Consider the following 26,342-nt stretch of genomic DNA (forward strand, 5'->3'; position numbering starts at 1 on the left):
TCTTTCGCAGCATGTTCGGGCTTCGTCATTTTTGCTTCCGACTTACTCTAGTCGGCAAGGTATTTTTCGTTGATGTAGCTAACGGCCTCGGCCGTCTCGTTGGCAGTCCGCTGCGAGATCGTTGGAGCGACCGATCCTCCGCGAGGGAACCAACCCAGGTTACGGACGTTCCATTGGGTCGTCTGCTTCACGCCGGGATCGAGTTCCGCGATTCCTGCTGGCCACTCGAATGCGAAGCTGCTCGGGGCAAGGTTGAATTTCTCGCGTCGCTGCGACTCGACATGGCAGCTCAAGCAGTCGGTATTGAAGAAATGGCATTTTGTCGGGTTTGCTATGTAATCAGGAATGTCCTTGTTCTTCATTTGTGCGTCAAGAATTGGGCTGCCATCTGCTGCGACTCCAGCCTTTGCCGGAGCATCGAGATCGGCGGCGAAATTGTTGGAGAAAAATTCGGACATCGAAACTCCTTTGCGTTCATGCAAAGGTACTTGAAAAAGATTCCCAAGATTAGGATTGTGGGCGATTGGACTGAGATTGTCCGTTTGTGCGACGGGCAGAATATGGGGCGTGGCACGGAACGTGAGCATCTGAGCCGTCTTGCGTTTGTCGGCATCATCGGTGGCGGAAGGATCATTGAATACAGGAATAGGGAAGACGACAAAGTTTGTGCCTGGTCCTTGGGGGCGGAAGAGAGACATGAAAATCCACGGTTCCGGTGGGTCGAGCCCCATGATCGCCAACGCCGACAAGCGATGGTCATGCAAATATTTTTTCAGCATCGCCTGGACGTCGTCGGTTAGTCCGTCGATCGCGTTATTCTTTAATCCGGGATGAATGCCTAGCTTGGCGCCCGTCGTCATGACGCCGGCGTCTTCACATTTTTTCTTGAGCGCGAGAAAGTCATCCAGGATTTCTCGAAACTTAGGTTCATCTGGTTCAGAAGGACGAGTATTAGGCTTGGGAAAACTATAAACCACATGCATCGCGAAATCGTGAACCTTGCAATTCATGCCGTTGACCGTCACGGGCTGAAGAATCAAACGAATCTGCGGTAATTCGCCATAGACGGCCCGAATGTCTCCATGGCCGCCGGGGGCAGTCGCATCAATCCGCATACCTGCGATCTTCCAGTTGCCTCGCTCGCGAAGGGCAGAGCTTAGTTCGATCTTGCTACTTTGATTGCTGCCCGTGGATACGGAAGCCGCGCCGCTGTCGACCGCGGCAAGCAGATCGGCGAACGATTGATCGGAAAGTACCGCGGAGCCATCCTCCGCTTTGAGTTCATCCATATCGATCAGGCGGTCCGCTTCGGCGGCATTGGTCGGAACGGGCCAGAGCCAAGTTGCATCGCAGCTATCCAGTTGCGGCGATTGCGCCGAGGCGGTCACACCCAGCGAAGCAATTAATCCTAGCGTTAACATTAAATTCCAGGGCTTGCGCATCACGAACATCCTTGGTACAGAGTAAGAGTAAACGTATCGCCTGCCGAATCACTTAAAGAGACTTGAGGTACTCGAGCAAATCGAGCTTATCTTCTTCCATCAATTCCCCGCCATAGTCATGCCCTTGATTGCTGTTTCCTGGGACTTCTGTATCGAAGACGGGGTAGGCAGGATCGTCGATAAAACCGACCCCTTCCGTATCGAGTTGAATGCTCCCGACGTGGAAGGTCTTGGCGCGATCCCCTGGCTTTTTCAGTAGTTCGGCCAATGTTCTGACCGACCCGTTATGAAGGTAGGGGCCGGTTGCCCAGACGCCGTTCAGGGGGCGCGACTTGTAAGTTAGATTGATCGTCGTGTTTTGCGGGGCCGAGGTGGGCACGCCTTCCAGCCCGACCGACTGCCCGGTCGCCTCCTGCAAAACACGCAAATTCGCCCCGCCAAGCGTTTCGCTCGCGGCTCCACTTTCCGTCAAACGGGAAATCGTGTTTTGCAAATCCTGAATCTCGCCGGGCTGGGCTTCACTTACGGCTTTTAGCAGTTGATTGAAATCGATCGTGCGTTCCTGTCCGTCGATCACCGCAATCGCACGATTCTGAAAGTCAGGCGTAAGATCGGCAAGCAGCTGAGGATTCTGTTGAAGTTGGGCCTTGATCTGCTGAATAGCCGCTTCTATTTCCTGCAGACTCAGCTTTTTCAGCATCGCCCTTTCCACGACATGTTTGAGGATCAGGGAGACCTGGTCTTCTTCTCCAAAACGATCCAGTTTCAAGATTGATTTCTGGCGATTTCGTAAAGGCCCCGTCTTCCCCTCGCGGACGAAATTCTTCAGGAGGGTAATGTCCGTGCCAACGTTTGCACGCTTTTCGGCCACCTTGCGATTCGGGTCCGTCCTGTCAATGTGTTCGTGGCACTTTACGCAGTGTTGCTCGAATACAAGTTTGCCGCGATCACGGCGCTCTGCGTCAATTTCGCCTGGGAATTTAGGAGACCAGAGCGTCGTCAGCGTATCTTCAATTTCCCGAAGATGATCTTTGACGGCCGTTGACTCGTATCGTTTGGGAAAGAGTTCCAGGCCCTGGGGGACGTCGGCATGCCCAAAGACGCCTAAGACTTCTCCAGTATTTCGTCCCAAAGCCCCCACCTTCTTTTCGCCGAATAGAATTAGTCCGAGCGGGGACTCCCGATTCTGAGCTGCTCCATTCCATTGGACGACGTCATGCTGGGGGGCGTCCCAAAGGCACGGATAGCTTACCGGGGCATCTGCGGGACGCACGTTCTCAGGGATTCCGAGGAACGTACTGGAAACCTCGTTGAAGATGGCACCGAAAGCGTCAACGCGGCCGTGTCCGAAGCGCTTGTCCTCGCTATGCGAAAGGTTGCGAGCATTGTAGCCTTCGCGTTCATGGATGATGACGTCCATGAGGCCGCGTAGTTCCTGCTGGGCTTCCTGGGTACTGTCAGCTCCAAGGACATTGGCTTGAAAGCGATCAAACTTGTCAGGGTCCTCCTTGGTTTTCTTCAGCGCAGCGACCATTCGCCGGAGAAACTCCTCGAAGTCTCCCATCGCCGGGGCACCATCCACCAGGTACGTCTTGTCGTTGTATTGGATGACGGCTGTATGGCATGCCGCACAGGTGATGCCCATGCCGGCCACTGCGTTGTCGTAAGAAGCATCCTTCACAAAGCCAATCGGGAGAGCGTCAGGATTCTCCGCGGAGGCGACTCTAGGGATGTAACCCAGTTCGCGAACGTGCTTTCCGCTCATCAACGGCTCTTCCGAATCGGCCTGTTCCAGGCAGATGATCCACTGATACGGCACAAGGCGCGAACCTTGAGCGACGTTGTAGAACCAATTCGATTCCTCATCAGTCCAGTTCTGATCAAGGGTAGCGATCGAACCTTGATATTGATCAGCATCAATGAAACGCGGATTGGCGTCCTGAGCTGAGACAAGACCCACCATGAAGAGCCATGCCAGGCAGACGAGGAATCGGTGAGTCATCATGTTGCAACTCCGCAGTGGAACTGAGGCGAATATGGGCTGTAGTAGTTCATCATGCGGACGATGAATATATCATAACAAAATATATAGTCATCCATGTTTCAGTGAAAATTTAGCAAACGTTTGAGAAGGTCACCGAGGCTGCAAAGTTGCGGATAGGGCATATGCGCACGGTTTCACTGACGTGGGCCTTCCCCACGGCGATTGCACCATAACTCACCGTCCCAGCAGGACTTCCATGCGGTAGTCATCGCCCCAGCCGCATTTTAATCGTTTGTTCTTCACGCCGACCTTGGCTGTCTTGTTGTTCTTCAGCAGGCTCAGGCTCGTCCTTCGTAGCAGGCTAAAGTTGGCGTCGGCGTGCCCTTTGCGGATGCGAGATTGATCTTCACCGAACGTCACGTCCAGTTGCCAGTGCAGGCTGTTTTCAATGCCCCAATGACCGCGAACGGCCTCGGCGAAACGCTTGCCGGAAAGGTACTTGCTCAGGATATAGTATCGCACCTCGCTCGTCTCGTTCCCGCCTTGCTTCACGATATTGATCGTCATCCCGATCGCCCTCAAGTTCGACCAACGATCTCGTGTGATGATCTCGTCGTTCACAGGGCAGATATAATAGGAACGCGACTCCTCGCGACCATGCCCTTTCTCGTGCGTTTCGTGACGGTGTACTTTGGCTCGCTTGAAATTGCTTTCCTGCTGCGCGACAAAAAAATCTTCGATCGAATCGTGGAGGGTCGGCTGATTGCGCTTCACGGCCAGGCAATAATCGGCTCCCTGGTCGACGATCTTCTGAGCGATGTCCTGTTGGCAACCTTGAGCGTCAATCGTCACTAAACTGCCGGAAACCTCGACGATTTCAAGCAGTTTGGGAATGGCGGTGATCTCGTTGCTCTTCGCGTCGGTTACTACCTGGCCGAGACTCACATGATTGGCAGTCGCCCAGGCACTGACCATGTGAATGGCCGCCTTGCTGCTGGCCTTGTCGAAACTCCGCCGCAGCGTCTTGCCGTCAATCGCGATGATCTGCCCGTCGGTGATTTCGTGTAAGGCGGTGATCCAAGTCAGCAAACACTTCTCAAACTCAGCCGGATTCAGCGAAGCCAAGATCGCATTAAAGCGATCGTGCGAAGGGATGCCGGAACTCAAATCAAGGAACTTACCCAGCCACTCCTTCTTCATCTCGGCCCAGTCGGCGATAGCCACAAAATCATCCGCCCCACTCATCACCGCACACAGCGCGATGGTCACGATATTCGTTAACGGATAAGTCACCTTGCGAGTCCGCGGATCGGTCAGATCGGCAAAGCACTCTTGAAGGGAAACAGGCGAACGTGACGACATGAGAAAGGCACCTGAGAACACCGGATCAGGCCGCGACAACCTCCGTCACAAAATCGCCTGACCGCCATTGCCTCAGTGTCGCAGATAACCCATCATGGCGCAATCGCCGTGGGGCCTTCCCTAAGCAGATATAATACGATCAGCCGCAGGGGAAATTGAGTCCTGAGTGTCGTTGGTAAGAGAATTTCACCGAGAAGCAATACTGGTTTTCGTCTGGATCGAGAACTCAAAGCTACGTCCTGGCGAATTGCGAGCACGCGTCGGAAAACCACGGCGAATTCCTCACACCACTTGGCGAATTGCATACGTCGTGCGTTCAGAAGCGCAGACGGGTGCGTGGGACAGCAATATGAGTGGACTTCAGAGGGATGGGAGGAATGGGCAAAAATTCTGAAGAGTTATATGACAACCGAATTACAAGTTATTGACGTCTGCGCACCCAATCCGATAGGGGCGACCAACGGAAGTCCCGGAATTCGTGGCGAAATGGCTGGCAGAAGCATTCGATTTTATGCGCAGACATCAATAAAAGGTTCCCTGTTAGTGGAGCACGCTAACGACGAAACTAAACACGTTCTCTCCTGAGAAAGTCGTAGTGACGCATCACGCAGCGTTCATGTGGTGTTGGCTTTTGGCCAGCGTGAATCGGGTGCACGACATTTCGTCAGTAATCAGCCGAAGAGTCGTGTCGAATTGCACTGCTAGAGTAGGATGCGTGCGCAAGTCATGTGGCGGCTGTCGGCACCATGAACGTTGCTAAAGCGAGGCAATCTCGGTCTTATGAGAAGGAGCAACGGAATACGGCCATCGTGAGATGTCGACGATCCGCGGCGCAAAACGCAAAGAATCATGGGAAAGGTATGTCGCATGCGTTCCTGGCTTAAATCGGTGGCCCTGTGGTGGAACGACTGGGTCGGCGACAAGGAGATGGAGAATTCCATTCGTCAGCATCTGGACCAGGCGGGTTACTATGGCCGGACGGCTGCCTTGTCGGGTGTACGGCTGGTGGCGATTGAGCGGCCGGGCTGGGTGCAGATCTATCGCTTTGAGGCTAAGGGCCGCGTGCGGGTCGACCACGAAGAAAGCGATGCCCCAGAGCCCTCGCCGCAATACGATCAACTATTTGGACTTGTCCTCCACGACTTCCGCAAATCGATCATGGATGTCCGAGTGTTCACGGACCCTGTGCCACGCCGAGCACTGTTTCTCAGGTGGTCCGAAGGACTCATTCAGCTTCGCGGAGCGGCGGGGTTAAGTTGATTAGCTCAATCTAGCTTACGCCAGAATGTCTTTGACGACGTGTCCATGCACATCGGTCAAACGGAAGTCTCTTCCCTGATGGCGAACGGTTAGCTTCTCGTGGTTGATGCCTAACAGATGCAGCATCGTGGCGTGGAAGTCGTGGACGTGGACGATGTCTTCAACTGCGTTATATCCCAGGTCGTCCGTCTTTCCGTGCTTGATGCCTCCTTTGATGCCGCCGCCTGCCATCCAGATCGAGAAGCCCTTGATGTGATGGTCGCGGCCGCTTCCTTGAGCCATCGGGGTTCGCCCGAATTCACCACCCCAGACCACCAGCGTATCGTCCAGCATGCCTCGGTGTTTCAAGTCGGTCACTAAAGCGGCCGATGCCTGATCGACCTCCGAGGCACAGATCTGCATGCCGCGTTCGATGCCGCCGTGGTGGTCCCAGCCGCGATGATAGAGCTGAACGAAACGTACGCCCCGCTCGGCCAGGCGTCGCGCAAGCAGGCAGTTCGCGGCAAAGGTTCCATCGGCCCCTTGCGTCCCATACATATCAAGAATGTGCTGCGGTTCGCCAGAGATATCCATCAAGCTCGGAACGCTGGTTTGCATCTTGAAGGCAAGTTCGTATTGGGCAATCCGGGTGGCAATCTCCGGATCGTCCAGTGCTGGTTGTCGCAGCTTGTTCATTTGATTGACGGCATCGAACACGTCCTGCTGACGGCCCGTGGTAATGCCTGGCGGGCTGTTGACGTAAAGAACCGGATCGCCAGCCGAGCGAAATTCGACGCCTTGGTAACGGCTGGGGAGAAAGCCACTGTGCCACTGCCGGGCAGCAATCGGTTGGGCCTGCCCCCCTTTGCCAATCGAGGTGAGAACCACGAAGCCCGGCAGGTCATCCGCTTCGCTACCCAGACCATACTGCACCCACGAGCCCATCGAGGGTCGGCCGGAGATCGATGTGCCGGTGTTCATGAACGTATGCGCCGGGTCATGATTGATCTGCTCGGTCACCATCGAATTGATGATGCAGATGTCGTCCGCGATTTCACCCATCTTCGGGAAAAGGGAGGCGATCGTCTGTCCCGAGTTGCCGTAATGTTTGAAGTCGAATCGCGGTGCGTAACACTTGAGGGCTTTCCCTTGAAGCTGCGCGATGGGCTGCCCCTTGGTGAACGACTCTGGCATCGGTTGATCGTTGAGCCGCTTCAACTCCGGCTTTTCGTCGAAGGTCTCCAGGTGCGAAGGGCCGCCTGCCTGGCAAAGGACGATGACCCGCTTCGCCTTGGGGGCGAAGTTGGGGAACGGGCCAGGCTTGTCGTCCGCACGCGCCGAGGATGCATTCATCAGCGTTGCTAACGCCGCCGAACCTAGTCCGGCCATGCCCTGCCCCAGGAAGGTTCGTCTTGTCTGTCGAATAGCGGCTTCGGAATTGTGGAACATGCGATCGCCTGAGGGGAATGAATCGAATGGGGTGCCAGGATGAGCGGTACTAATAACGAGTAATGGTCTCATGTAAATTCAAAAGGACGCGACTCACCGAAATCCACGCAGCCAGGTTGGCGGGATCGATATCCTCGGGAACCTGGTACTCACCTACTGCCAACAGCTTACGGGCTGCATCAATATCTTTTGCATATTCGGCGTGGTGTTTTTCATAGATTTCGAGAAGGATTCTGGCTTCCTCCTCGGAAGCGTTCCGCTGCTGAACGGACTGCATGCCGAAGTTGATTTTGTTTCGCGGCGAATCGCCCCCCTGCCGTATCAGCAGCGTACCCAGTGCCCGAGCCGCTTCGACGTAGGTTGGATCGTTCATTAGCACCAGCGCTTGCTGTGGTGTGTTGGAGATGTTTCGACGAACGGTACACTCTTCACGTGTCGGAGCGTCGAATGCCGCCAGGCTCGGATGTAGATAGGTTCTCTGCCAGTGCGTGTAGAGCCCTCGGCGATAGAGATTGTCGCCATGGTCGCGCTGATACTCACGAGTCGGAAAGTTCAGGTGAGACCAGTAACCGGCCGGCTGGTACGGACGAGCACTCTCGCCGCCCAGCTTTTCGACCAACAGCCCACTGGCTGCCAGGGCATTGTCTCGAATCATTTCGGCGGGCAGTCGGAACGACGACTGAGCTGCCAGGAGCGAGTTGCTGAGGTCTTTTTCCTTTTGGCTAGGCGTTCGCGCCGAGGTCCGTTGATAGGCATCCGAGAGAACGATCAAGCGAATGATGTGCTTTACATTCCAGCCGCTGTCCACAAACTCGCCTGCCAGCCAGTCTAATAGTTCTGGGTGACTTGGCACCGATCCCTGCGAGCCGAAGTCGTCGGATGTGGTGACTAGCCCCCGGCCGAACATGAGTTGCCACAATCGATTCACAAAGACGCGTGCGGTGAGTGGATTGCGGCGATCGATCAGCCATTTGGCAAGGTCGAGACGCGTGGCTCTTTGCTCGCCGGTTTCTAGATCGTATCCCAGGAAGCCTGGCACGCCTGGCAGGACGACCTCTCCGCTGTCATCCAGCCAATTACCTCGCGGCAAGACACGCATCGTTCGGGGATTCGTCGAAACGGAAACCAGTGTCGTTGTGACCGAATCGGCAAGTTGTTTTCGATCTTTCTTGCGTTCGGCGAGATCTTTTCGGGTTTGATCCAGCCGTGGAGCAATCGTCCGGTAGTATGCTGCCAAGGTTTGTTGTTGTTCGGGGCTTCGTCTGTCGCTAGGCAATTCGACGAGTTTTCGGATCTTGGCAGGAACGCCCACGCCCTGGCCAGCGAGAACAGGACGTGGGGCATCGACCATTGCCATGCGAAATCGTCCGATCGCATGGCTACTACCGTAGTTGTGAGTCATCGTGACGGTAAGTTTACTGGCGGAAGTTAACGTCAGGTCTTCCTTCAGTACAAAGACAACTTCGTTGGCCCGGCCTACTTTCGGCAAGATGGCCCAGCCATCCTTCGGATTCTCGGACAACAAGCCACTTGCCGGCCAACCATCCTGGGCATGCGATGCCGTGACCGATTTCAACTCGACCGGCTTGTCATCCACCGAGAGTTGAAAGCCGTTGAGGACGAAGTTACCGTTTCCAGCCCGGCCTGGTCCCTTGGCGGGCAAAGAATCGTCCGGCAAGACTTCGAGTCGAATGGCCGTCGCCTTCGGGAGATCGACCGAAAACCCTAGTACGTAAGTTGGTTTTTCGGGATTGGCCCCCGTCGTCAGCAGCGATCCATCATCAAGCTTCTTCCAGCCCACCTCAGGCTTCGACGTGAGACTGGTCGGTTCAAGCGTTTGCCAGGTGGTGGTCTTAGGTAGTTCCGCTTCCCATCGGCTTTGATCCTTGGCCAGTTCAGGCGTGTCGGTTTCCAGTTCTTTTTCAAGACGGGCAATTTGCTGGTCGAGTTGCTCTAGCCGCTGCTGCTGTTCCCCGGTGGGAACCATGATCTCAGGTCCCCAGTTGCCTGTCCGGCTACTGCCGCTGTAAACGCCCCGCTCTTCCAGGTCGGCGAAGAACGCGGCGAACTCGTAAAACTCTTTGAGCGTGTAAGGATCGAACTTATGGTCGTGGCATTCGCTGCACCCCATAGTGGCGCCAAGCCAGGCCGTGCTGGTAGTGCGTACGCGATCGGCGGCATACTTGGCCAGATACTCCTTGGCTTGGGCGCCCCCTTCCGCCGTGATCATGTTCAAGCGGTTGTAGCCTGAGGCGATCTTCTGCTCCCGCGTGGCGCCTGGTAACAGGTCGCCGGCAAGTTGTTCGATGGTGAATTGGTCGAACGGTTTGTTCTTGTTGAAGGATTGGATTACATAGTCGCGGTAAGGGGACATGCTCCATTCCTGGTCGCCATGGATGCCGACTGAGTCTGCGTAGCGGATCAGGTCCAGCCAATGGATGGCCATGCGTTCGCCGAAGCGAGGTGAGGCGAGCAGCTTGTCGACCAACTTCCGGTAAGCTTCGTCGGATGGATCGGCCTCGAAGATGGCCACCTCCGCGGAAGTCGGCGGAAGGCCATTCAAGTCGAAGAAGAGTCGGCGAATCAACGTTCTCGCATTGGCTTTCTTCCCGGGCGTAATGTTCTTCTCGGCAAGACGCTTGTCGATGAAGTAGTCGATCGGAGATGAACGACATTCTTCGGGGATCTCGCGTGGCTTTGCGGGAACATAGGACCAATGCTCGTCGTATTTGGCTCCCTGGGCGATCCACTTTCGAATGAGATCGACTTCTTCGGAACTAAGCCGCGGACGATTCGACTCGGCTGGAGGCATTTGGAGATCCGCGTCGTCACTTGCGATTCGGGCGAGCAACTCGCTTTCGTCCGGTTTGCCCGGCACAATCGCATGGGCGGTCGCAACGTCACGAACGTCCAGGCGAAGGTCGGCCTCCCGAGTCCCTTCGTCAGGCCCATGGCACGTATAGCAACTGTTGGATAGCAGAGGCTTAATGTCGCGCGAGTACTTGATCGCAATCGCTTGCGGATCTTCCTCCGCATAGACCCATGCGGCAGGAACACAGAGAAGCAGCGTGACAAGCGAACTCAAGAATCGATTCATATGGGAATGGATCTTCTAGAGGGCGGGGTTGAGGCGTGCCAAACAACAGAATGAGTGTTAAGGGGCATGGCAAATCGGGCTGGGTGTCGAGCGCAGCTTACTATAAGACGGTCACGTTGTCAAAAGAATGAAAGTGACAACGACGCGGGTCAGGACCTCGGGTTTTCGACGAGAGATGCCAGACGCTCGTCATAGACGGACGCAAGTTGAGACCACCGAAGTCGATCGAGCTTCTGGGCAACCAAAGACTGTTGATGTCTTGCGGCCTGTTGGAAGGCGTCGACTTCCCATAGCGCGTGCAGGTGAGCGATCAGGCCGGCTGTGGTGCCGTCGTAAAGAAGATTGGGCTGGTCATCGACAAGTTCCGGGTATGCCAGGCGGCGCGGAAGGACCGGCAGGTTCCCGGCGAGGATCGCCTCGGCGGCGGAGATACCGAAGAATTCATGCTCAGCCGTTGAAACGAAGATGTCGCTTGTGGTCAAAAGGCGGAGGTAGTCGTCGTGGCTGGGGAGAAAGCCCCACTGCTTGACGTGATCGGCCAGAACTTCGCGGGCCTCGTTGAAGATCGGCGGCGAATCACGGAACGACTCGCCAACAATGCTCAAGCGGAATGGGAAGCCGCCTTCCTTGAGCTGGTAGAGAGCCTGGAAGAAGCCTTCGGGGTTCTTATCCTTTTCCCAGCGTGCCGCCCAGACGATGTGTGGGCAATGGAAGTTGAGTTCTCGCTGCTGACAGGTGATTTCTGGTAATCCTGGCGATGCGACGATCGTTTGCTCGTAGGCGTGATCGAGGCGATCCTCCAGCGTGTAGTCGGGGAACTTTTTGAGAAATGCCCGGCACTGCTCGAAGAATTCATTGCAATGATAGGAGGAGTTGAACCATGCCTGGTCGGCTGCCAGAAGGGTTTGAAAGTTATCAAACGCGTAGTGGTAGTCTCGCTGCGTACGATAGGCGTCGGGATAGGTAAGCTGGTTTTCGTGAAAGTAGACGACAACCGGCAGCCGCGCGATATGCGGTGGAGCAAGGCCGCGAAAGACGGCCAGGTTGAGCATGTCGCTGCAGAAGATGAGATCGAAGTGGTCGTCCCGTCGGTTGGCAATTTCTTCGGCGAAGGTGATCGCCGCGTGTCGCATGCGCCACTTCCAATGGTGAGCCGGCAGTGTCAGGCAAGTCCATGTGTGCCGACTTGCCGCGATCCAGCCATCAAGGAAAGCACGATGGCTGCCGCCGTAATAGGGCTCAAGTGCGAGGATGTTCATGACATGCGGCGCGACGATAAGATGGACGAAAACAGATTCGCCCGTAGCTTAGAGGTCAGCGACTGGTCGTGCCAGAGGCGTCAGCGCGAATCTGGCTCAGCTGGATCAATGAACTGTCAGGCGAAAGTTCGGCGGCCCTTTGGAAGGCGAGCATTGCGGCGACCGAATCGCCCGAGAACTCGAGCGCCATCGCATGCAAGTGATGCAGGTTGGCGTCCGCCGGGTGCGTTAAAAGAACCTTCTCGTACAGAGCTGCGGCCTGGGCAAACTTGTTTTGTGCCATGAGGGACTCGCCGCGGATCAAGTACATTTCTTTGCAGTTGGGATCGATCTTTTCGATCTCGGCGAGTACTCGTTCGCAATCCGTATAGCGACCGGAATCGAGCATGGCCGAGGCCGCTTGCAGGCGGGTTTGAACATGCCGTTGGTCGACAAGTCGATTGATCTCTTCCTTTCGTTCGCGCTGCTCCTTGCCGGGGTCCATGAACGCCTCGCGGATTGTCGGCGAAATGGCACAGCCGATGCTTTGAGCAGCCAAGGCAGTCAGGATCAACAAGGCGACCAAACGTTTGGACATAGTGCGTGCTAACTATTGATGGGGAACAATCCGTGGATTGGGAATCACTTGTGGCGGCTGGTATCCCGACGTGATTGGCGGGCCTGCTTCGATCTGATCGAGGTGCCACGGAGATACTTCCACGCCGTGGGGATGATTCCACGGAGCCAGCCCTTCTTTCAAGTGGGAGTGAACCGTGCGGTCTCCCAGTCCAGTCTGAGTGGTGATCTCGTCACGCAGAGCGACCGCTTCTAGCAGGGTATTGTCGTAGTGAATGGCCAAGTTGACGTAACGCAGCGCGGAGTAGGCATCGCCGGTCGCCCAGGCCGATGTGGCCAGACGATAGTAGTTGCGGCCAATATGCCGTTTGCTGAGCGGGCTCATCTTGTCGGCGCTGTATTCGTGTTGAAGCTCGAACAGATCGCGGGCCTTCTCGCCGTCTTCGGATATGTGATTCGGGTCTACGATTCGTGGCGTGATCAGAACAATCAGCTCCTGGCGTTCCAGTTCTTCTGATTTCTGCCGGAACAGGAGCCCTGCCCCAGGCAAGCTGCCTAAGTAAGGGATCTGGAAGGCGCCCTTGGTTTGGCTGCTTTTAATCAGACCACCAATAACAACCGTTCGGCCGTCAGGGCACATGATGTTCGTGGTGACCTGGGTGACTTCTTTATCAGGAATGGTGAGGCCCGACTCGACGCGGACCTCGCCGGTTGAGATTTCCGGATGCACATCCAGGCGAACCATGCCATCGTTGGTGATGAAGGGGCGGATACGTAGTTGGGTACCGACTTCCAGGAATTCGACCGATTGGGTCGAGGCCGTCTCGGTGACGGTCGTGCTGATATAGCCCTTCTGTTCACCGATCAGGATCTCGGCCCGTTGTTTGTTCAGCACCAGCAGCTGCGGAGCGGCAATCACATTGGTTTCACCGACCGTTTCCAAGGCTTCAACAAACAGAGATAAGTTGGCATCTAAATAGCCAAGTTTGAGGCCCCCCTCGGTGAGGTCCAATGAGGCCAGACTCTGTGGCGGAAACCCTGAAATCAGACGAATTTGATTGTTCTGGCGAAGGGCTTCGAAGCTGACGCCCATGTCGAGAGAGTCGTCCAGCTGCACGCTCAGGATCATTGCTTCGATCGCCACTTGCAGCGGCCGGCAATCGATTTCGAGAATGGCTCGATCGATCTTGGCGAGGTTTTGTTCGTAGTCGCGAATGATCACCGTTTCAACGCCGGCGTAGTCGTCGGAGCCTGGGTTGTTCGAGTCAGGGGCGATGCCGATCTTGGCTTCGGTGGAAATACTGATTGAGCCGGCACTTTCGGTGAGCATGGGCGTGATCAGCGTTTGGACTTCGGTGGCTCGAACGTACTTCAGCCGGTAGATACGTGTTCCGATGTGGTCATGCAGTCTCTCCATGTTCACCATGTCTTCCGGCGTACCGACATAGATGAAGTCCCCTTCCTGCTGCATGACATAGCCGGTCGAACGCAAGATGGCGGCCAGTGCCGTGCGAACGTCGACCTTGGTCAGCGAAGCAGAGACCGTTCCTTGTACGCTTTGGCTGGGCAGAATGTTGAGTTGCCCTTGTTCGCTAAGCAGTTCCAAGACTTCACGAATGTCGCTGTCTTGAATTACAATGGTGAGCTTGTCGTCCCCTTCGTCGGGGATAATCCGCGGCTGCGAGGGACGCGGCAGCAGATCCTGGTTCGGTCCGGCGGAAGGAACTTCTTCTGCGGGCAACGGAGCCTGCGTGGTGGTAGTTGGCGTTTGCGGGGCTGGTGTGATTTGCGGTGGAGGTGGGCCGGCTTCCATTTTGGAGGTGGCGACTTCCCGCATGGAGTCGATCGCCTTGTTGAGCACTTCCCACGAGCGATTTTGGGTATCGACCATCTGCTGCTGCGAGGCTTGAGAGTCTTGCAACGTTTTCTTGATCACTTCGAGGTCGAACTGCTGCGTGACGCGGGGTTCCAATTCGACCTGAGAGGCTGGCCATACCGCCGGATCGATAGGAACCTTGGGGTTGTTGACGGCGACTTCTGACTTGGGCTCGACAGGCTCAGCAGCTTGCGTGTGCTGGGCGAGAAACTTGGGGAGTTCCCACTGAGACATATCGCACGACTCCAGGAAGATTGCCAAGGCAATCCCGCCAGAGGTACTGACAAGCAGCAGCGTTAGAATAAGGAGTTTTTTCATTCGACTTCCATGTCGATTGAGGATCTCAGTTCTCGGGGGAAATCAAGTTTCCGTTGCGGATGACCAGGCGTTGGTTGGTCGTCAGCGGCGTTTCGTCGATCGTTAACTGGTAGACTCGCTGAGTACCTTTCAGCAAGACTCCCCACGAGTGAACTTCGACGAGCGTATATTGGACGTTGGCATCGGTGGCACGAATGGTGTCACCCACGCGGTAGTTTTGATTGTTGATTCGGGCAATCGGTACTCGACCACCGACGATCACCGAGGTGACCGCCAATCCTACCGTTTCCGGCGGAACGTCTAATTCAGGAACCGTATCGGTCTCGACGTTGGTTGAGGTCAGGATTGTCTTGTTTTGTTCTTCTGGGAAGAACGGATCAAAGTCTGCTTGGCGTAACGTTCCCCTTTTCATCCAGGGATCGTCACTAATCTGCGTGGCGATCGATCGCCAGTCTGTCTTTCCGGAAGGTGCTGGCTTGGTGACCGAAGCCTCTTCCTGGATTGGAAGCTGTACGGCCTGAGGTTTGACCAGGTCGCTTTCTGTCGAATGGTTCGCCACCGATCGGGAGCTACTCCCCATCCATTTCTGGACGAGGGGGTACCAGAACCAGATCGCGACCAATAACAAACCCCCCAGGACCGCTGCCTTGGCAGGATTCCGTTTGATTTCTTTGGTCAGTTGCGTGGTTGATTTCTGTATGTTCACGGTTTGGATGAGATACCGGGGCATCTCTTCTTTCGTTTTATCGGACTTGCGGAATAGTCTTCCTAATGCGAATTCTTTACCGAGACGATAAAAGCCTCAAATTCCATCTCACAGGTCAGGTCGTGCTTTTGATCGCTTTTCGGTGCTAGCTCGATTTGGCGGAGCCAGATCTTGTAGGGGAGAGTTTCAATCCGACCGATCAGGTCGTGAATCTCTTGAAAGTTACCGCTACAACCCAGACGCACAGGGATCCTCTGTACGGCTTCCATTTCGGTAACTTGGCCCGGTTCAAGGCGCAATGCATCGGTGCCAGCTTGCTTGGCATGCTGCGAGATTTCACCCAGCACCTGGCTCAAGTGATAGTTCGCACTGGGAACTTCTTCCCATTGCTTGGTGTAGGCTTTCAGGTCTTCCATCTCTTGGTGGTGAAGTTCGATCTGTGCTAGCAGTGATGCTTCCTGGCTGACCAGCGACTGCTTCAATTTGAGCGAGTCATGCGCTGCGGCGATGCTTCGGCTAAGCGGCACGTATACCAGCATCACAAAGGACACCAGCAGTCCGAGGCCCACCAGCAAGAGCGGAGTCGAGCTTTTGGGTAGCTTCAGCTTCATCGGAGGTCCTCCTGACTGGGTATGGTCTGGACTGTTCGTCCGACGAGCGTCTCGAAGTGTGTCAGGTAGGCACGCTTGATTTTTACGTGGGCCGTAAAATGGGAGAACTCGCTCCCGTCCGTCTTTTGCTGAGGATCAATCGACTCGATCTTGGCCGACTCGATGATCTCGGCCTGGTGAAGCGAGGCGAGAAACGTGTATAGGCAAGAGGTATCGTCGGTAGTTCCCTCGACTTCGACCGTGCAGCGACGCGATTTGGCTTCGTCGATCAATACTTTGAGGTCCAACTCCATGGGATGTCCCTTGGGGACGGCTTTTCCCTTTTCGGAAGCCGGCTTGGCGTTGGCAGCGGCAATCTGCTCGACCGTGACCTGAAGCCGGGTGATGGTGATCTCGGTGGGAAGCGGATTGGCAATCGCGGCAATGACCTGCGATTTCGGGTAGGGATGATCGAGGAAGGTGAGCAACTTGGCGTGGTGTCGTTTGACGGCGACTTCATTACGCCGACGATCGACTTCCTGCATAAGCTGCATGACCTTTTCGTGCTGCTGGTCGAGCGCTGCCACCTGAAGATTTACCGAGTGGAGCGAAGCAAGCTGGTACAAGAGCACCGCCGACATGCCGGCCACGATCCCGACGATCAGTAGCAAACGCGAGATCTGAAAGTTATGACTCTTGCGTTTTTCGCGATACTTTTTCGGCAAGAATTCGATTTCGTCGGAAGTCATTTCGTTCCTCCCAACTGACGGGCAGCCAATCCCGCGGCGACGTCCCATTGCGAACGTCGGCCGAAGTTTTGAGTCGATTCGTAAATTCTCAGTGGATCGCCCAGTTCGGTTTCGATCCCGGAGACACGCTGCAATTCGGTGCGGAGCGATTCGGTCGCCTCGCCGCCGGAGAGCACCATGCGAACCAGGGGCTTTCCACGAAACGTCACGCTATGGTAACGAATGCACATGGCAAGCTCGTTTTGCAATCGTTCGAGTTCATCTCGCATGGCGTTGATGACGCTGCGTTCGACTTCTGGCGTCTGCTGCGAGCGGCGGCGGTCGGAGTTGTGTTTACGGAGGTTGACGGCATCGGACAAACTCATGTCGAGTTGCCGCGCGACCGCCTCGTCGAAGTGTCGTCCGCCAACGTCGATGTATTTCACAAACAGAGCCTGTTTCCCTTGAGCGATGATCACCAACGTGTTGGTGTAACCGACGTGGACGTAGATGACACGATCGCCTTCGTCCGCTTCGCGCCGGTACTGCGTGGTGAACGACCGGAGGATCGCCATCGGCTCGACGTCGACCGAAACAGGGCGGAAGCCGCTCTTTTCGCAAGTCTCGAGAATCGCTTCCAGACGTGGTCGGAAACAAGCCATGATGATGACTTCACGCAGGGTCTGTTCTCCCTGGCGAATGTCTTCCGACTCGACAAAGCGGATTTCCGCGTCGAGCATGGAGTAAGGAATGCGGTCCGCTGCTTCCTGGTGAACGATATTGGAAAGGGCTTTGGGATCGTTTTTGCCAACGCGAATGTTATGCAGGAACAAGTCTCGCTGGTGGATGCAAATGATGGCGTCGTGACCGCGGAAATTGCGGCCTACTCGCGCACGCTGCAAGGTTTGGCTTAGCGATTCGAGGTACGCATCGAAGTCCTTCTCGGATGCGGTGCCCTCGGGAAGCTCGATCGAAGCGGCTTCTTGGATCGATCCATAGTCCTGGGCGAACTGGATCATCTTGATCGATTTCGAACCGATGTCGATGCCAATCGGATTGTAGCGAGCAAATGGAAGCCGAATCATGGGAGCCGTACGGAAACCGGAAGCCTGGCCAATGACGCGGCCGATTTCGATTCGGTTCGCGTAAGATCAGGTCGAGGCTTTAGCGCTCAAAACGTTTGGGGCTACGTTGGTGATCTCGCCAATGGTCGTCATCCCGGTGACCGGATTGATTTCGATTGGCAAGTAGATATCCTCCGCCCCAGCCCTGGAGGAAAGCCAAATAAGTGTAGGTTGCTTTCGCGTGGTCTGGCCGAGCGTGTCGAATTCAATCGAGGTGACCTCTTGGGGAGAGGGTTCGTCTGTGACGATTGCAGCGATCGTAACGTCTGGCCCGACATGCGGGAAATCCGAGAGCAGGACGATCAGCGACTTCGAGTCCTCCGAGGGCTTGCGAAACGGATTGTCGGGCAAGTCATCCAGCGAGGTATTCGTGCCGGAATGCGTCAATATGTAGCCATTCCTGGTCTTGCTGAATGTGATCAGGTACGCCGAATTATTGGAAATCGCCAGCGATCGGGCGTATTCCATATCGGCCGCGACGATTTGAGCCGCACCGCGAACCTGGTCTGGCGCGGTGGCACCGAACTGGGGAATAACGGCGGCCGCCAAGATCCCCAGGATGGCGACGGTGATCAGAATCTCGATAAGCGTAAGCCCCCGACGCATTGGCATGGGACGCGGGCTTTTGGTCAATCGACTTGTCGTGTTACCGAACATAGGCCTACTGGGATTCCGAAACTTGGACTTTGAGCTTGCCAGACTTGAGCAATTGATTCTGTTCTCGCAGTAGTTGATTCGATTCCTGCAATAGCCGAATCATGGCTTCACGCTGTTGCACGGCATTGGCAAACGGCTGTTTGGTTTCCGGAGGCGCTGCATGACCGTGCGAATACCACCATCCGGCGGCCAGGCAAACGACGTTAAAGATCACCAATAGCTGCCAGCGTTTTTTGGATTCGTTCATAGTTCAATTCCTTCACTTGATCAGATGCCACCGTCGTCCTTCCAGCGGACGAGTTCCCACACGAGGCCTGTGTCGCTGTCTCCCTTTTGGTAAATCGGCTGGCTAAGGTCCAGCCACTGGTAGGTGAGAGCCGTCTCAGGCAGATCGATTTTAACGTTATTCTCGAATTTGGCAGAAGTCGTTTCGTCAAGCCAGCTGGCGAAGTTCGCCGTTGTATTGGTATGCCCCACGTAATTGACGAAGGCCGTCAGATAATACGAGGAGTAGTAGGCAAGTGTGGACCAATCGTAGCGTGCGTTCAGCTTGAATTCGTCCACGTACGCCTGGCCGGTGAGTTGAAATACCGAGTCGGAATAGAGGTTTTCGACCTCCAGGTCCCCGAACGCCGCGACGGCACCTTCGACGGTCGCGTTGACCCCGTAACTGGCTTCGATGTCATCCCCAGCAATGAGCGTTGGTAACTGGTAGACGGTCGAATCGTCGTCCAAAGCCGGTAAATCGACGCCTGTGATCTTGATCTGAGTTCCCCGCAAGCGGATATCGCTTCCGTTATCCTGACCAATCAAGGTACCCCGCAAGGTCGTCTGGTCTTCAATTGAGACAGTCCCTGGAAAGCGAAAGATGCCCAAGGGATTGGTGTCAACATCAGGTTCAAGGGTCTGGTAGTGGACCGTCGAGCTAACCTTGGGGATTGTGTACTCCTGGCCGCCAGGGTAAAGACGATATGTCGAACCGCTAATAGCAGAACTGCTCGGCGAACTCGTGGATGTTGACTGATACGAAAGGTTGCACCCAAGTTGTCGGGTAAGTGTCAGGGCGGTGCTCAGGTCATTGTGATCGCTGGAAAGAGTGACGTCCCCGGCAAGGGGGCGATAGTCTCCCAGGTCGGCCTCGGCCAAGTCTTTCGTGGCCTCCAGATATCGAGTTCGCGCGGAGCCGGGTGGGTTGTCACCGATCCAGGCTAATATGTTGCTGGAAGATTGTGCATAGCCTGCTGCACTCCAACTCTTTTTCAGAATGCCATTGACGTACAATTTGAAGTCATCGGTTCCGGCGTTGAACGTGAGGGTTAACAGAACCCAGGAATTCGTGCTCAAGCTGGCATTGTTCGCAACGTTTTCGTAAAAGGCGCTGGATGTTTTGAGACGCACTCGCGGGTAGGAACTATTTCCGCTACGTGTCGTGCTGAGCATCAGTAAGTGGGCACTGGCGTCTGTATGGGTTGCTTTCGAGAAGATTCGTCCGTCTTCGTTATTACCGGTCAACGTCATCGGCATGACCCAGGCCATCATCGTGAAGTTGTAAGCGCTGGGGAGGGACATGTTTCCCAAATCGACGCGGCCTGAGACGCCATCGAGATAGACGGCTTTGTTACCGCCGCCAATATCAACGCCTGGGTAGACGCCTCCCTTGTAGGTTCCGTTTCTCGAACCGGCCGAGTCAGCCGCAATGGTTGCCGAAGAGTCCGTTTCATTGAATCGCCACCAATGTCGAATCCCGGAAGTCGATAGCGCGGTCGCGAGCGAGGAGTTGGAAAGGTTGCTGGTCAAACCAATCAGATAAACTTCCAAACCGCCCATTTCGCGGTCATAAATGGCAATTTCGTCGATTAAGCCGTGGAAAGGTCGATTGGTCTTTTGCCAGTCTTCGCATAATTCGAGCTTTCCGTTGACGAAAGTTTTGCCATGAACCTGGCTCGGTGCTTCCAGTGTGTTGGTGCCGGATCCGTAGCTGTACATCGAGTGTCCCGCCGCGGCGGCATAGCCACTTGGGTTGGACTGCAGCTTACGCCGCACAAGTTGCACCACCGCGCGGATCTTGTATTCGGATCTCACCGTAGGACTTGCCGAATCAAACGCGTATCCGGTCGAAACCACCGTCACGCGGAACGGTTTTTCCGAGTAGTCGGGATCGTCCGATTCAAGCCAAGGGTCGCCGGTCTGGTAGCTTACCTGGTACGAGCGATTGTTCCCCAGGTTCATTTGCAGGGTCGAGTCGATTCCACCCCAGTCGCTCTCATACATTTCACGCACGCCGGCGGAAACGCCTGAGATGGCAGCCTGCCGGGCATCGGCCTGGCGGCTCATGTTCTGTTGAATCTGACTGGTCGTCGACTGCACGCGCATCATCGAATACGACAAGGCCAAGGTCACTGACAACAGGGCCAGGACGATTACAACGGCAAAGCCTTCGCGGCGATGGCGGTTTGCATGCAGGCCCATGGTTATTTCGTCACCTGGTAGTAGATGGCCGAGGAACCGAAGAACGGCACCGCTTGTTCTTGGAGGCGACCATGTTCGTCGATGTTGGAACTCGGAACGAGTTGCCACTCGAAGTGACACCAAACCTGACGAACCCCGGCCTTGGATGAGTAGATGCTGGTAGCCCAGTTCAAGTCTTCCCAGTCGACCGACCCAGCCCGTGCCGCGGCAATTTCTGCGTCGCTAGGTACCACGCGGGTTTGAAAGCGAAGCGTGCTGTAATAATTTGCTCCAGCTTTACCGGCTCGGATAAGGTCGCTGATTTCAACGATCTCGCTGTCGGAACTGTCGATCAGATTCGCGATGAGCGTTCGCCAGGCCGTCTCGTCGGTTAAGCCTGGGGCTGTACTGGTATCGCTTTCATTTCGGATTTCCAGAAATCGATTGGGATTGTCGGGATCGACGGCAAAGATCACCAATTCGTCGACCTGAGGGTAGTTGGCCATCGGACTGCCATCGGGATCCCAAACGGCGATTGCCTGAGGAAAGTCGTAGCTCGAATAGTAATACGTGATCGGCAAGATGCCTGGAAAGCTATCGGTGGCGTGGGCACCTTGCATGGTGCGTTCGACACGCTGGAGGATGACGCGGGCATGCTGTCCGACGAGATTCTTTTCCTGCGAATACTCGTTGGCCATCTGGACCGACATGGCCAACGTGCCGAAGGATAGGCAAATGATCCCCATCACCGCGCTGGCTACCAGCAGTTCGGCTAGCGAGAGTCCGCGTTTCGGATTCAATGTGCCGTTAGTCATGGGCCGGAATGTAGGAAATGACTCGTTCTCGCGCGACGATCTCTCGCCAGGTGTTGTCCCGGTTAAGGCGGTAGACGCGACAAATCAGCACGCGATAATTGGTTGGTTGGTAGTCGGCCATTTGCACCGAGTGATCGCTTTCGCTCAGGTAAGCGACCTCCACGGTGAGTCGCCAATTCGAGAGGAAATCGCTTCTGGGGCGAAATGCTTCCGGCAGGGTATCGCCGGTCGAGTCGGTCGCCGCGAGTGCCTTGCCGTCGATATGCACGGGGGGCTTAGCTGTGTAATTGTTGTAGTCGTCGGTGTCGTCGAATTTCGATCTGCCAGGTCCGAGAAGTTCGTCCGGCGAGGCGGAGAGAGACGTCTGATAGGGATGGGCTCGCAATGCGGGATCGACCCAGCTTTGCCCTTGAATCTCGTCGAGCATCTGCCGAGCCAAACCGTCGGCGATCGTGATCTCTTCCTGTTCTTGGACCGATTCCATAGTTGCCTCGACGCCCAGCAGGAGCACACTGCTGGCGAACGCGACGATCGACATCGCGACGACGGCTTCCATCAGCGAGAAGCCAAAGCGGGGGCGGCTTGGGGTTACGAAAGCGGGCATGTTCACAAGTTTCAGGGACGCTTGAAGCGAGAGATTCAGGCAAGTACGCGTGCCTGAGGGTCCGTATGAAACTTAGGTCTGCTCGCGCATTCGTCAATTTGCGCGAGATGAGTTGCGGCAGATAATCGAAAAACAGCCGCGACCGATGGGGGGCATGTTGTGAAAAAGCAACACCCGTGGGACGATCAGCCCCAATCATAGCCCAGATCGACGTTCACCGCGGAATGGGTGAGCGCTCCGACGCTGATTCGCTCGACGCCTGTTTCGGCAATACCGCGGATGGTCTGCAAGTTGACGCCGCCAGAGGCTTCCAGTTGGACTTCCGGAGCCAGCTCGTTACGCAGCTCGACTGCCTTCTTAAGCGTCTCACAGTCCATGTTATCGAGCAGTACGATATCGGGCTGGCTGGGAAGGACCTGCTTGAGCTGCTCGGTTCGGTCGACCTCGATTTCGATGATCCGCTGCGAACCATTGGCTTCCCCCAACTGATCGATCAGGAATTGCCGCACAATACCGACCAGGTCCCCTAGTTGCGCCGACTTGCCGGTGAACTGAGTGTACCAGGCCAGGTGATTATCTTTTAGCATCACTGCTTCATACAGGCCGGTGCGATGATTGGTACCGCCGCCGCACTGCACAGCGTATTTCTCGAGTCGCCGCCAGCCGGGCGTCGTCTTGCGGGTATCGTAAACTTGGGCCGCGGTTCCCTGAACCTTTTCGACGTACGTTCGAGTCAAGGTCGCGATTCCAACCAGCCGCCCCAGGAAATTCAGGACGATGCGCTCGGTGGTGAGCAAATCGCGAACACTGCCACTAAGCGTGATCAGCTTATCGCCAGGCATCATGGCCGAGCGGTCGCTGAGGTGATAGACAACTTCGATATCGAGTTCCAACTCGTCGATCATCAAGTCGATGATTCGGCTGCCGGCGAGTACGCCTTCCTGTCGAGCCACAATGCTAACGGTCCCGGTCGCCGATTCAGGAATCAGGCTGAGCGTCGACCAGTCGTGTTCGCGCCCCAAGTCTTCACGCACGGCCAGATCGAGGAGTTGGCGGCAATCATCCTGTAGAAGGTCATCCCAGACGACTTGATGGAACTGCTTGGCCATGATTTTCGCTGCATTTGGTAGGCAAAACGACGGACGAGCCAGAATGACTCGCCTTGCTGGCCTTCATTGTTGATAATGGGGGCTGCATGACCAAGGGGTGACATGGGTAAGCGACGTCAAAAACCGGAAGAGCGAATCGTGATGCGGTGGTTTCTGCGCCGCGGCGATCAACTCGTAATCGCGTCGATCCTGGTGATGGCGGTGCTTTCGGGAGCCGCATACTTCGGCGTCCAGAAGATGAGGTCGATCGACTACATCGATATCGACCAGGCACCCAGCGTCGAATACCAGTTTCTGGTGGACGTGAATCAGGCCGATTGGGCGGAACTCGCTCAGTTGCCTGGCATTGGCGAGACGCTCGCCAAGCGGATTGTGCAGTCGCGCGAAATGCAGGGACCGTTTCTCGATCACTCTGACTTGCAGCGGGTCCAAGGGATCGGGCCAAGGACGGTGGAAACGCTGCGCGGCTATCTGCTGCCAATGCCCCAGGCGGAAGCGATCGCGTCGGATGCTCCCGCCGTGCCGGCCAGTTAGAATCAACGGCGACCCACATAGAAAGCGGGATCATCGACTACCCATGGGGTTGACCAACTCTTGCCGTTGTCGAAGTTAAAGACGTTGAAGAACATCCCGCTGACCGTTTCGATCTTGTAATTGTACGGCAGGTACGAAGCGACCAGATCTTGCGAGGTCAGGTCGTCGGCACCTTGCGAGATGAAGTAGTGGCAGCGGCCATCCGGCGTGAACGACATGCCGATCGTCCACCAGCCGAGCTGATCGACGCTGATCTTCGGACCTCGCACGTCACCATAGGGGGCCCCGCGAATGATCCACTGGGCAGCCGGTTCCTGTTCGGTGCCGGGCTTGGCTGGTTGGAATTCGATGAAGATGCCTGGCCAGTTTTCCTCTGTTTCATTCGAGGTGTAACTGAAAAGGCCTGCCCCCTTCTTCTTCGAGCGGCTTCCGATGCAGGTCGTGCGGAAACCAAACGTTGCGGCGCCCTTGTACTGTTCCCACTTCTCGAATGGTGGCAGGTAAACCCGGGTCACGGCACTCGGGTACTGACGTACCGAGTAGCTGCCAGGCACACGGCAGATGAAGTCGTCCTGGCCAAGTTCATGGCTGGCACGGAAGGGGATGTTGGACTGCAGCGTCATCATCAAGAGCGCGCCTTTGCTTCCGGGAATTCCCCCTTCTGGCGTTTCGACGCGGCGGATGTAGTCGGGATGACCGCGCTTGCTGCTTTCGCCCCACAGCTTGTTCTTTGACATCCCACCAGGCAGGCGGACGTTGTTGTCCTGTTCGTGGCTCGACTTGGGATGGTTGTCGATGTATTCCCAGTTCTCGTCTTCCAGGTCATCGAGCCAAATACGCTGGCCTTGCCCTGGTACAACCGGGTTCTGAGCCCAGACAACCGACGAGGTTAAACAGGAAAACGCGAGAATCAGAGCAAAGCAAATACGCATGACACTATTGGTTTTGCTAGCTGGTGGCATTGGTGGTAGTCCGGACGAATCGGGCAACCTCTTAGGGCTCTTATCGGCTCAAGAGTAGCGATTATTCAGGAAATACCGGTTTACCGCCAGCCTCACTTGACCAGCGGAAGAATCTACTCGTTTCCGATCGCCCAGAGGGCATCGAACGTCCGCAGGTAGATTTTTCCATTGCTGATGACCGGCGAAGCGGCAATCGCTTCTCCCACTTCGTTCTGAGCGAGGACCTTAAACTCTCGGCCTGCTTGCACGACGGTCACCATCCCATCGCGACCGGTGAGATAGATCTTTCCGTCCGCATAAACGGGGGACGCCCGATGGCGAATGCGGTTGGTGCGTTCCTCGTACAATTGCTTCCCCGATTCCTTTTCCAGGGCGATCAGATTGCCGTTCTCGCGGCAAAGGTAAACTAAGTCGTCCACGATCAGCGGCGACGGAACATCTGGCGTGATCTCGAACGTCCAGTAGTACAGGTCTTTCTTATCGGTGATGTTGCCCTTGCCGGTCGTCTTCACCGCGGCCGTGATACCACGTTTGGCGGAAGGAACCACGACCATTCCATCCTTGGCGACCGGAGAGGAAACAAAGCGAAGAGTCACGTCGTAGCGTCCAGGAGGATGCAAGCCACCGACGCGCCAGATCTCGTTGCCCGTTTCCAGATCGTAGGCGATTGAGTAATCCGCACCGTGAGTGAGCAGGAACTTCGCTTCCTTGCCGTCGTACACGATCGGCGAGGCATAGCTGTGTTCGCACTCCTGGCGGGCATCGCTCGTTCGATCGGTGACCCAGGCCTTCTTGCCGGTGGCCTTATCAATGGCCACGACCTTGGCGCCGCCACTGTGAATCAACTGCAGGTAGATCTTGTCTTTGTGCAGAACCGGAGTACTGGTCAGCCCGAACTGAATGTCGAACTTGCCGTACTTTTCCTGCACGTCGATCTGCCAGACCTCGTTCCCTTCAAAGTCAAAGCAGGCAAGCGAGCCGTTCGAGAAGAAAGCCCAAACATGTTTACCATCGGTCGAAGGAGAGGGTGCTGCCGAGTTGCCTTCGTCGCCGCGAACGTCACGGTTGCCGCTACCCAGCTTGCGCCGCCACCTCTCGACGCCGTCGGTGCCGACACACATCAAGATAAGGTCGTCATCGGCGACGGAAGTCAGGAAGATATGATCGTCCCAGACGACTGGGGTCGAGCCGGCCGCCCCTGGCATGGGCAATCGCCAGGCGATATTCTTGTCGGCGCTCCACTGGGTGGGCAGGTTCTTTTCGGAACTGATCCCTTGGTTTTCAGGACCGCGCCACGAGGGCCAATTTTCCGCGGTCGCGGACGAAACAATGGTAATGACGAGAAGGAGAACGGCGGGAATCGTGCTTTTCATGAGTGGGTTTCCGTCGGAGGACAACGGGTTAGGCTTTCGAAGATTGCCGCATTATAAGGGGTAATCGACCGAAAAATCGGACGAAACGGCCCTGCTTTGCCTCGGACTGCC

22 protein-coding genes are annotated in these 26,342 nt (G+C 55.8%); 2 read left to right on the top strand and 20 right to left on the bottom strand.

The window, feature by feature from the left end; translation table 11 throughout:
- Positions 1 to 47: 47 nt before the first annotated feature.
- The 3 genes from Pan97_RS10060 to Pan97_RS10070 form a co-directional block, all read right to left on the bottom strand.
- Complete coding sequence (locus Pan97_RS10060) at positions 48 to 1,442, bottom strand: hypothetical protein (protein WP_144972143.1); 1,395 nt, start codon at positions 1,440 to 1,442, stop codon at positions 48 to 50.
- Between the two features lie 52 nt (positions 1,443 to 1,494).
- Positions 1,495 to 3,447: a di-heme-cytochrome C peroxidase gene (locus tag Pan97_RS10065; protein ID WP_144972145.1), complete on the bottom strand. Its 1,953-nt coding sequence runs from the start codon at positions 3,445 to 3,447 to the stop codon at positions 1,495 to 1,497.
- 213 nt (positions 3,448 to 3,660) lie between these two features.
- On the bottom strand, positions 3,661 to 4,788 hold the full coding sequence (locus Pan97_RS10070) for an ISAs1 family transposase (RefSeq protein ID WP_144970136.1): 1,128 nt from the start codon (positions 4,786 to 4,788) through the stop codon (positions 3,661 to 3,663).
- Positions 4,789 to 5,655: 867 nt separating this feature from the next.
- Here Pan97_RS10070 and Pan97_RS10075 point away from each other — a divergent pair.
- Entirely contained in the window at positions 5,656 to 6,048 is a 393-nt protein-coding gene (locus Pan97_RS10075; RefSeq protein ID WP_144972147.1) for a hypothetical protein, read from the top strand.
- Positions 6,049 to 6,063: 15 nt separating this feature from the next.
- Here the strand turns inward: Pan97_RS10075 and Pan97_RS10080 are convergent, their stop codons facing one another.
- The 15 genes from Pan97_RS10080 to nadC form a co-directional block, all read right to left on the bottom strand.
- Positions 6,064 to 7,476 carry a DUF1501 domain-containing protein gene (locus Pan97_RS10080; RefSeq protein WP_144972149.1) on the bottom strand — a complete coding sequence of 471 codons (1,413 nt, stop codon included), beginning with the start codon at positions 7,474 to 7,476 and terminating at the stop codon, positions 6,064 to 6,066.
- A gap of 49 nt (positions 7,477 to 7,525) precedes the next feature.
- Entirely contained in the window at positions 7,526 to 10,573 is a 3,048-nt protein-coding gene (locus Pan97_RS10085; RefSeq protein ID WP_144972151.1) for a PSD1 and planctomycete cytochrome C domain-containing protein, read from the bottom strand.
- Positions 10,574 to 10,722: 149 nt separating this feature from the next.
- Positions 10,723 to 11,832 carry a tRNA-queuosine alpha-mannosyltransferase domain-containing protein gene (locus Pan97_RS10090; RefSeq protein WP_144972153.1) on the bottom strand — a complete coding sequence of 370 codons (1,110 nt, stop codon included), beginning with the start codon at positions 11,830 to 11,832 and terminating at the stop codon, positions 10,723 to 10,725.
- Positions 11,833 to 11,887: 55 nt separating this feature from the next.
- Positions 11,888 to 12,409 carry a tetratricopeptide repeat protein gene (locus Pan97_RS10095; RefSeq protein ID WP_144972155.1) on the bottom strand — a complete coding sequence of 174 codons (522 nt, stop codon included), beginning with the start codon at positions 12,407 to 12,409 and terminating at the stop codon, positions 11,888 to 11,890.
- A 12-nt stretch (positions 12,410 to 12,421) separates the two neighbouring features.
- Positions 12,422 to 14,581 carry a hypothetical protein gene (locus tag Pan97_RS10100; RefSeq protein WP_144972157.1) on the bottom strand — a complete coding sequence of 720 codons (2,160 nt, stop codon included), beginning with the start codon at positions 14,579 to 14,581 and terminating at the stop codon, positions 12,422 to 12,424.
- A 25-nt stretch (positions 14,582 to 14,606) separates the two neighbouring features.
- On the bottom strand, positions 14,607 to 15,311 hold the full coding sequence (locus tag Pan97_RS10105; protein ID WP_144972159.1) for a hypothetical protein: 705 nt from the start codon (positions 15,309 to 15,311) through the stop codon (positions 14,607 to 14,609).
- A 38-nt stretch (positions 15,312 to 15,349) separates the two neighbouring features.
- Positions 15,350 to 15,898 (bottom strand): type 4a pilus biogenesis protein PilO, encoded by a 549-nt coding sequence (gene pilO, locus Pan97_RS10110; protein ID WP_144972162.1) that lies wholly within the window; start codon positions 15,896 to 15,898, stop codon positions 15,350 to 15,352.
- Entirely contained in the window at positions 15,895 to 16,626 is a 732-nt protein-coding gene (locus Pan97_RS10115; RefSeq protein ID WP_144972164.1) for a hypothetical protein, read from the bottom strand. The genes pilO and Pan97_RS10115 overlap by 4 nt, the downstream gene beginning before the upstream one ends.
- On the bottom strand, positions 16,623 to 17,690 hold the full coding sequence (gene pilM / locus Pan97_RS10120) for a pilus assembly protein PilM (RefSeq protein ID WP_144972166.1): 1,068 nt from the start codon (positions 17,688 to 17,690) through the stop codon (positions 16,623 to 16,625). The genes Pan97_RS10115 and pilM overlap by 4 nt, the downstream gene beginning before the upstream one ends.
- A 66-nt stretch (positions 17,691 to 17,756) precedes the next feature.
- On the bottom strand, positions 17,757 to 18,341 hold the full coding sequence (locus Pan97_RS10125) for a GspH/FimT family pseudopilin (protein ID WP_165698687.1): 585 nt from the start codon (positions 18,339 to 18,341) through the stop codon (positions 17,757 to 17,759).
- A 49-nt stretch (positions 18,342 to 18,390) separates the two neighbouring features.
- Complete coding sequence (locus Pan97_RS10130) at positions 18,391 to 18,633, bottom strand: hypothetical protein (RefSeq protein WP_144972170.1); 243 nt, start codon at positions 18,631 to 18,633, stop codon at positions 18,391 to 18,393.
- Between the two features lie 20 nt (positions 18,634 to 18,653).
- Complete coding sequence (locus Pan97_RS10135) at positions 18,654 to 20,855, bottom strand: LamG domain-containing protein (RefSeq protein ID WP_144972173.1); 2,202 nt, start codon at positions 20,853 to 20,855, stop codon at positions 18,654 to 18,656.
- 2 nt (positions 20,856 to 20,857) lie between these two features.
- Positions 20,858 to 21,649 (bottom strand): hypothetical protein, encoded by a 792-nt coding sequence (locus tag Pan97_RS10140; RefSeq protein WP_144972175.1) that lies wholly within the window; start codon positions 21,647 to 21,649, stop codon positions 20,858 to 20,860.
- Positions 21,642 to 22,253: a type IV pilus modification PilV family protein gene (locus Pan97_RS10145; RefSeq protein WP_144972177.1), complete on the bottom strand. Its 612-nt coding sequence runs from the start codon at positions 22,251 to 22,253 to the stop codon at positions 21,642 to 21,644. Before Pan97_RS10145 ends, Pan97_RS10140 begins: the two co-directional genes overlap by 8 nt.
- 185 nt (positions 22,254 to 22,438) lie before the next feature.
- On the bottom strand, positions 22,439 to 23,362 hold the full coding sequence (gene nadC, locus Pan97_RS10150; RefSeq protein ID WP_144972179.1) for a carboxylating nicotinate-nucleotide diphosphorylase: 924 nt from the start codon (positions 23,360 to 23,362) through the stop codon (positions 22,439 to 22,441).
- A 102-nt stretch (positions 23,363 to 23,464) separates the two neighbouring features.
- Between nadC and Pan97_RS10155 the strand changes: the two genes are divergently transcribed.
- The gene (locus Pan97_RS10155; RefSeq protein ID WP_144972181.1) at positions 23,465 to 23,896 is read left to right on the top strand and encodes a ComEA family DNA-binding protein; all 432 of its coding nucleotides are present in this window, start codon (positions 23,465 to 23,467) and stop codon (positions 23,894 to 23,896) included.
- Positions 23,897 to 23,898: 2 nt separating this feature from the next.
- Here the strand turns inward: Pan97_RS10155 and Pan97_RS10160 are convergent, their stop codons facing one another.
- Complete coding sequence (locus Pan97_RS10160) at positions 23,899 to 24,828, bottom strand: hypothetical protein (protein WP_144972183.1); 930 nt, start codon at positions 24,826 to 24,828, stop codon at positions 23,899 to 23,901.
- A gap of 143 nt (positions 24,829 to 24,971) precedes the next feature.
- Positions 24,972 to 26,231 (bottom strand): outer membrane protein assembly factor BamB family protein, encoded by a 1,260-nt coding sequence (locus tag Pan97_RS10165; RefSeq protein WP_144972185.1) that lies wholly within the window; start codon positions 26,229 to 26,231, stop codon positions 24,972 to 24,974.
- Positions 26,232 to 26,342: the final 111 nt, after the last annotated feature.

The sequence above is a fragment of the Bremerella volcania genome, from assembly GCF_007748115.1.
GTDB classification, from domain to species: Bacteria; Planctomycetota; Planctomycetia; order Pirellulales; family Pirellulaceae; genus Bremerella; species Bremerella volcania.

Excerpts from the sequence above, each read along its gene's own strand:
- Pan97_RS10060 (WP_144972143.1), bottom strand. The coding sequence starts at position 1,442 with ATGCGCAAGCCCTGGAATTTAATGTTAACGCTAGGATTAATTGCTTCG.
- Pan97_RS10065 (WP_144972145.1), bottom strand. The coding sequence starts at position 3,447 with ATGATGACTCACCGATTCCTCGTCTGCCTGGCATGGCTCTTCATGGTG.
- Pan97_RS10070 (WP_144970136.1), bottom strand. The coding sequence starts at position 4,788 with ATGTCGTCACGTTCGCCTGTTTCCCTTCAAGAGTGCTTTGCCGATCTG.
- Pan97_RS10075 (WP_144972147.1), top strand. The coding sequence starts at position 5,656 with ATGCGTTCCTGGCTTAAATCGGTGGCCCTGTGGTGGAACGACTGGGTC.
- Pan97_RS10080 (WP_144972149.1), bottom strand. The coding sequence starts at position 7,476 with ATGTTCCACAATTCCGAAGCCGCTATTCGACAGACAAGACGAACCTTC.
- Pan97_RS10085 (WP_144972151.1), bottom strand. The coding sequence starts at position 10,573 with ATGAATCGATTCTTGAGTTCGCTTGTCACGCTGCTTCTCTGTGTTCCT.
- Pan97_RS10090 (WP_144972153.1), bottom strand. The coding sequence starts at position 11,832 with ATGAACATCCTCGCACTTGAGCCCTATTACGGCGGCAGCCATCGTGCT.
- Pan97_RS10095 (WP_144972155.1), bottom strand. The coding sequence starts at position 12,409 with ATGTCCAAACGTTTGGTCGCCTTGTTGATCCTGACTGCCTTGGCTGCT.
- Pan97_RS10100 (WP_144972157.1), bottom strand. The coding sequence starts at position 14,581 with ATGAAAAAACTCCTTATTCTAACGCTGCTGCTTGTCAGTACCTCTGGC.
- Pan97_RS10105 (WP_144972159.1), bottom strand. The coding sequence starts at position 15,311 with ATGCCCCGGTATCTCATCCAAACCGTGAACATACAGAAATCAACCACG.
- pilO (WP_144972162.1), bottom strand. The coding sequence starts at position 15,898 with ATGAAGCTGAAGCTACCCAAAAGCTCGACTCCGCTCTTGCTGGTGGGC.
- Pan97_RS10115 (WP_144972164.1), bottom strand. The coding sequence starts at position 16,626 with ATGACTTCCGACGAAATCGAATTCTTGCCGAAAAAGTATCGCGAAAAA.
- pilM (WP_144972166.1), bottom strand. The coding sequence starts at position 17,690 with ATGATTCGGCTTCCATTTGCTCGCTACAATCCGATTGGCATCGACATC.
- Pan97_RS10125 (WP_165698687.1), bottom strand. The coding sequence starts at position 18,341 with ATGCCAATGCGTCGGGGGCTTACGCTTATCGAGATTCTGATCACCGTC.
- Pan97_RS10130 (WP_144972170.1), bottom strand. The coding sequence starts at position 18,633 with ATGAACGAATCCAAAAAACGCTGGCAGCTATTGGTGATCTTTAACGTC.
- Pan97_RS10135 (WP_144972173.1), bottom strand. The coding sequence starts at position 20,855 with ATGGGCCTGCATGCAAACCGCCATCGCCGCGAAGGCTTTGCCGTTGTA.
- Pan97_RS10140 (WP_144972175.1), bottom strand. The coding sequence starts at position 21,649 with ATGACTAACGGCACATTGAATCCGAAACGCGGACTCTCGCTAGCCGAA.
- Pan97_RS10145 (WP_144972177.1), bottom strand. The coding sequence starts at position 22,253 with ATGCCCGCTTTCGTAACCCCAAGCCGCCCCCGCTTTGGCTTCTCGCTG.
- nadC (WP_144972179.1), bottom strand. The coding sequence starts at position 23,362 with ATGGCCAAGCAGTTCCATCAAGTCGTCTGGGATGACCTTCTACAGGAT.
- Pan97_RS10155 (WP_144972181.1), top strand. The coding sequence starts at position 23,465 with ATGGGTAAGCGACGTCAAAAACCGGAAGAGCGAATCGTGATGCGGTGG.
- Pan97_RS10160 (WP_144972183.1), bottom strand. The coding sequence starts at position 24,828 with ATGCGTATTTGCTTTGCTCTGATTCTCGCGTTTTCCTGTTTAACCTCG.
- Pan97_RS10165 (WP_144972185.1), bottom strand. The coding sequence starts at position 26,231 with ATGAAAAGCACGATTCCCGCCGTTCTCCTTCTCGTCATTACCATTGTT.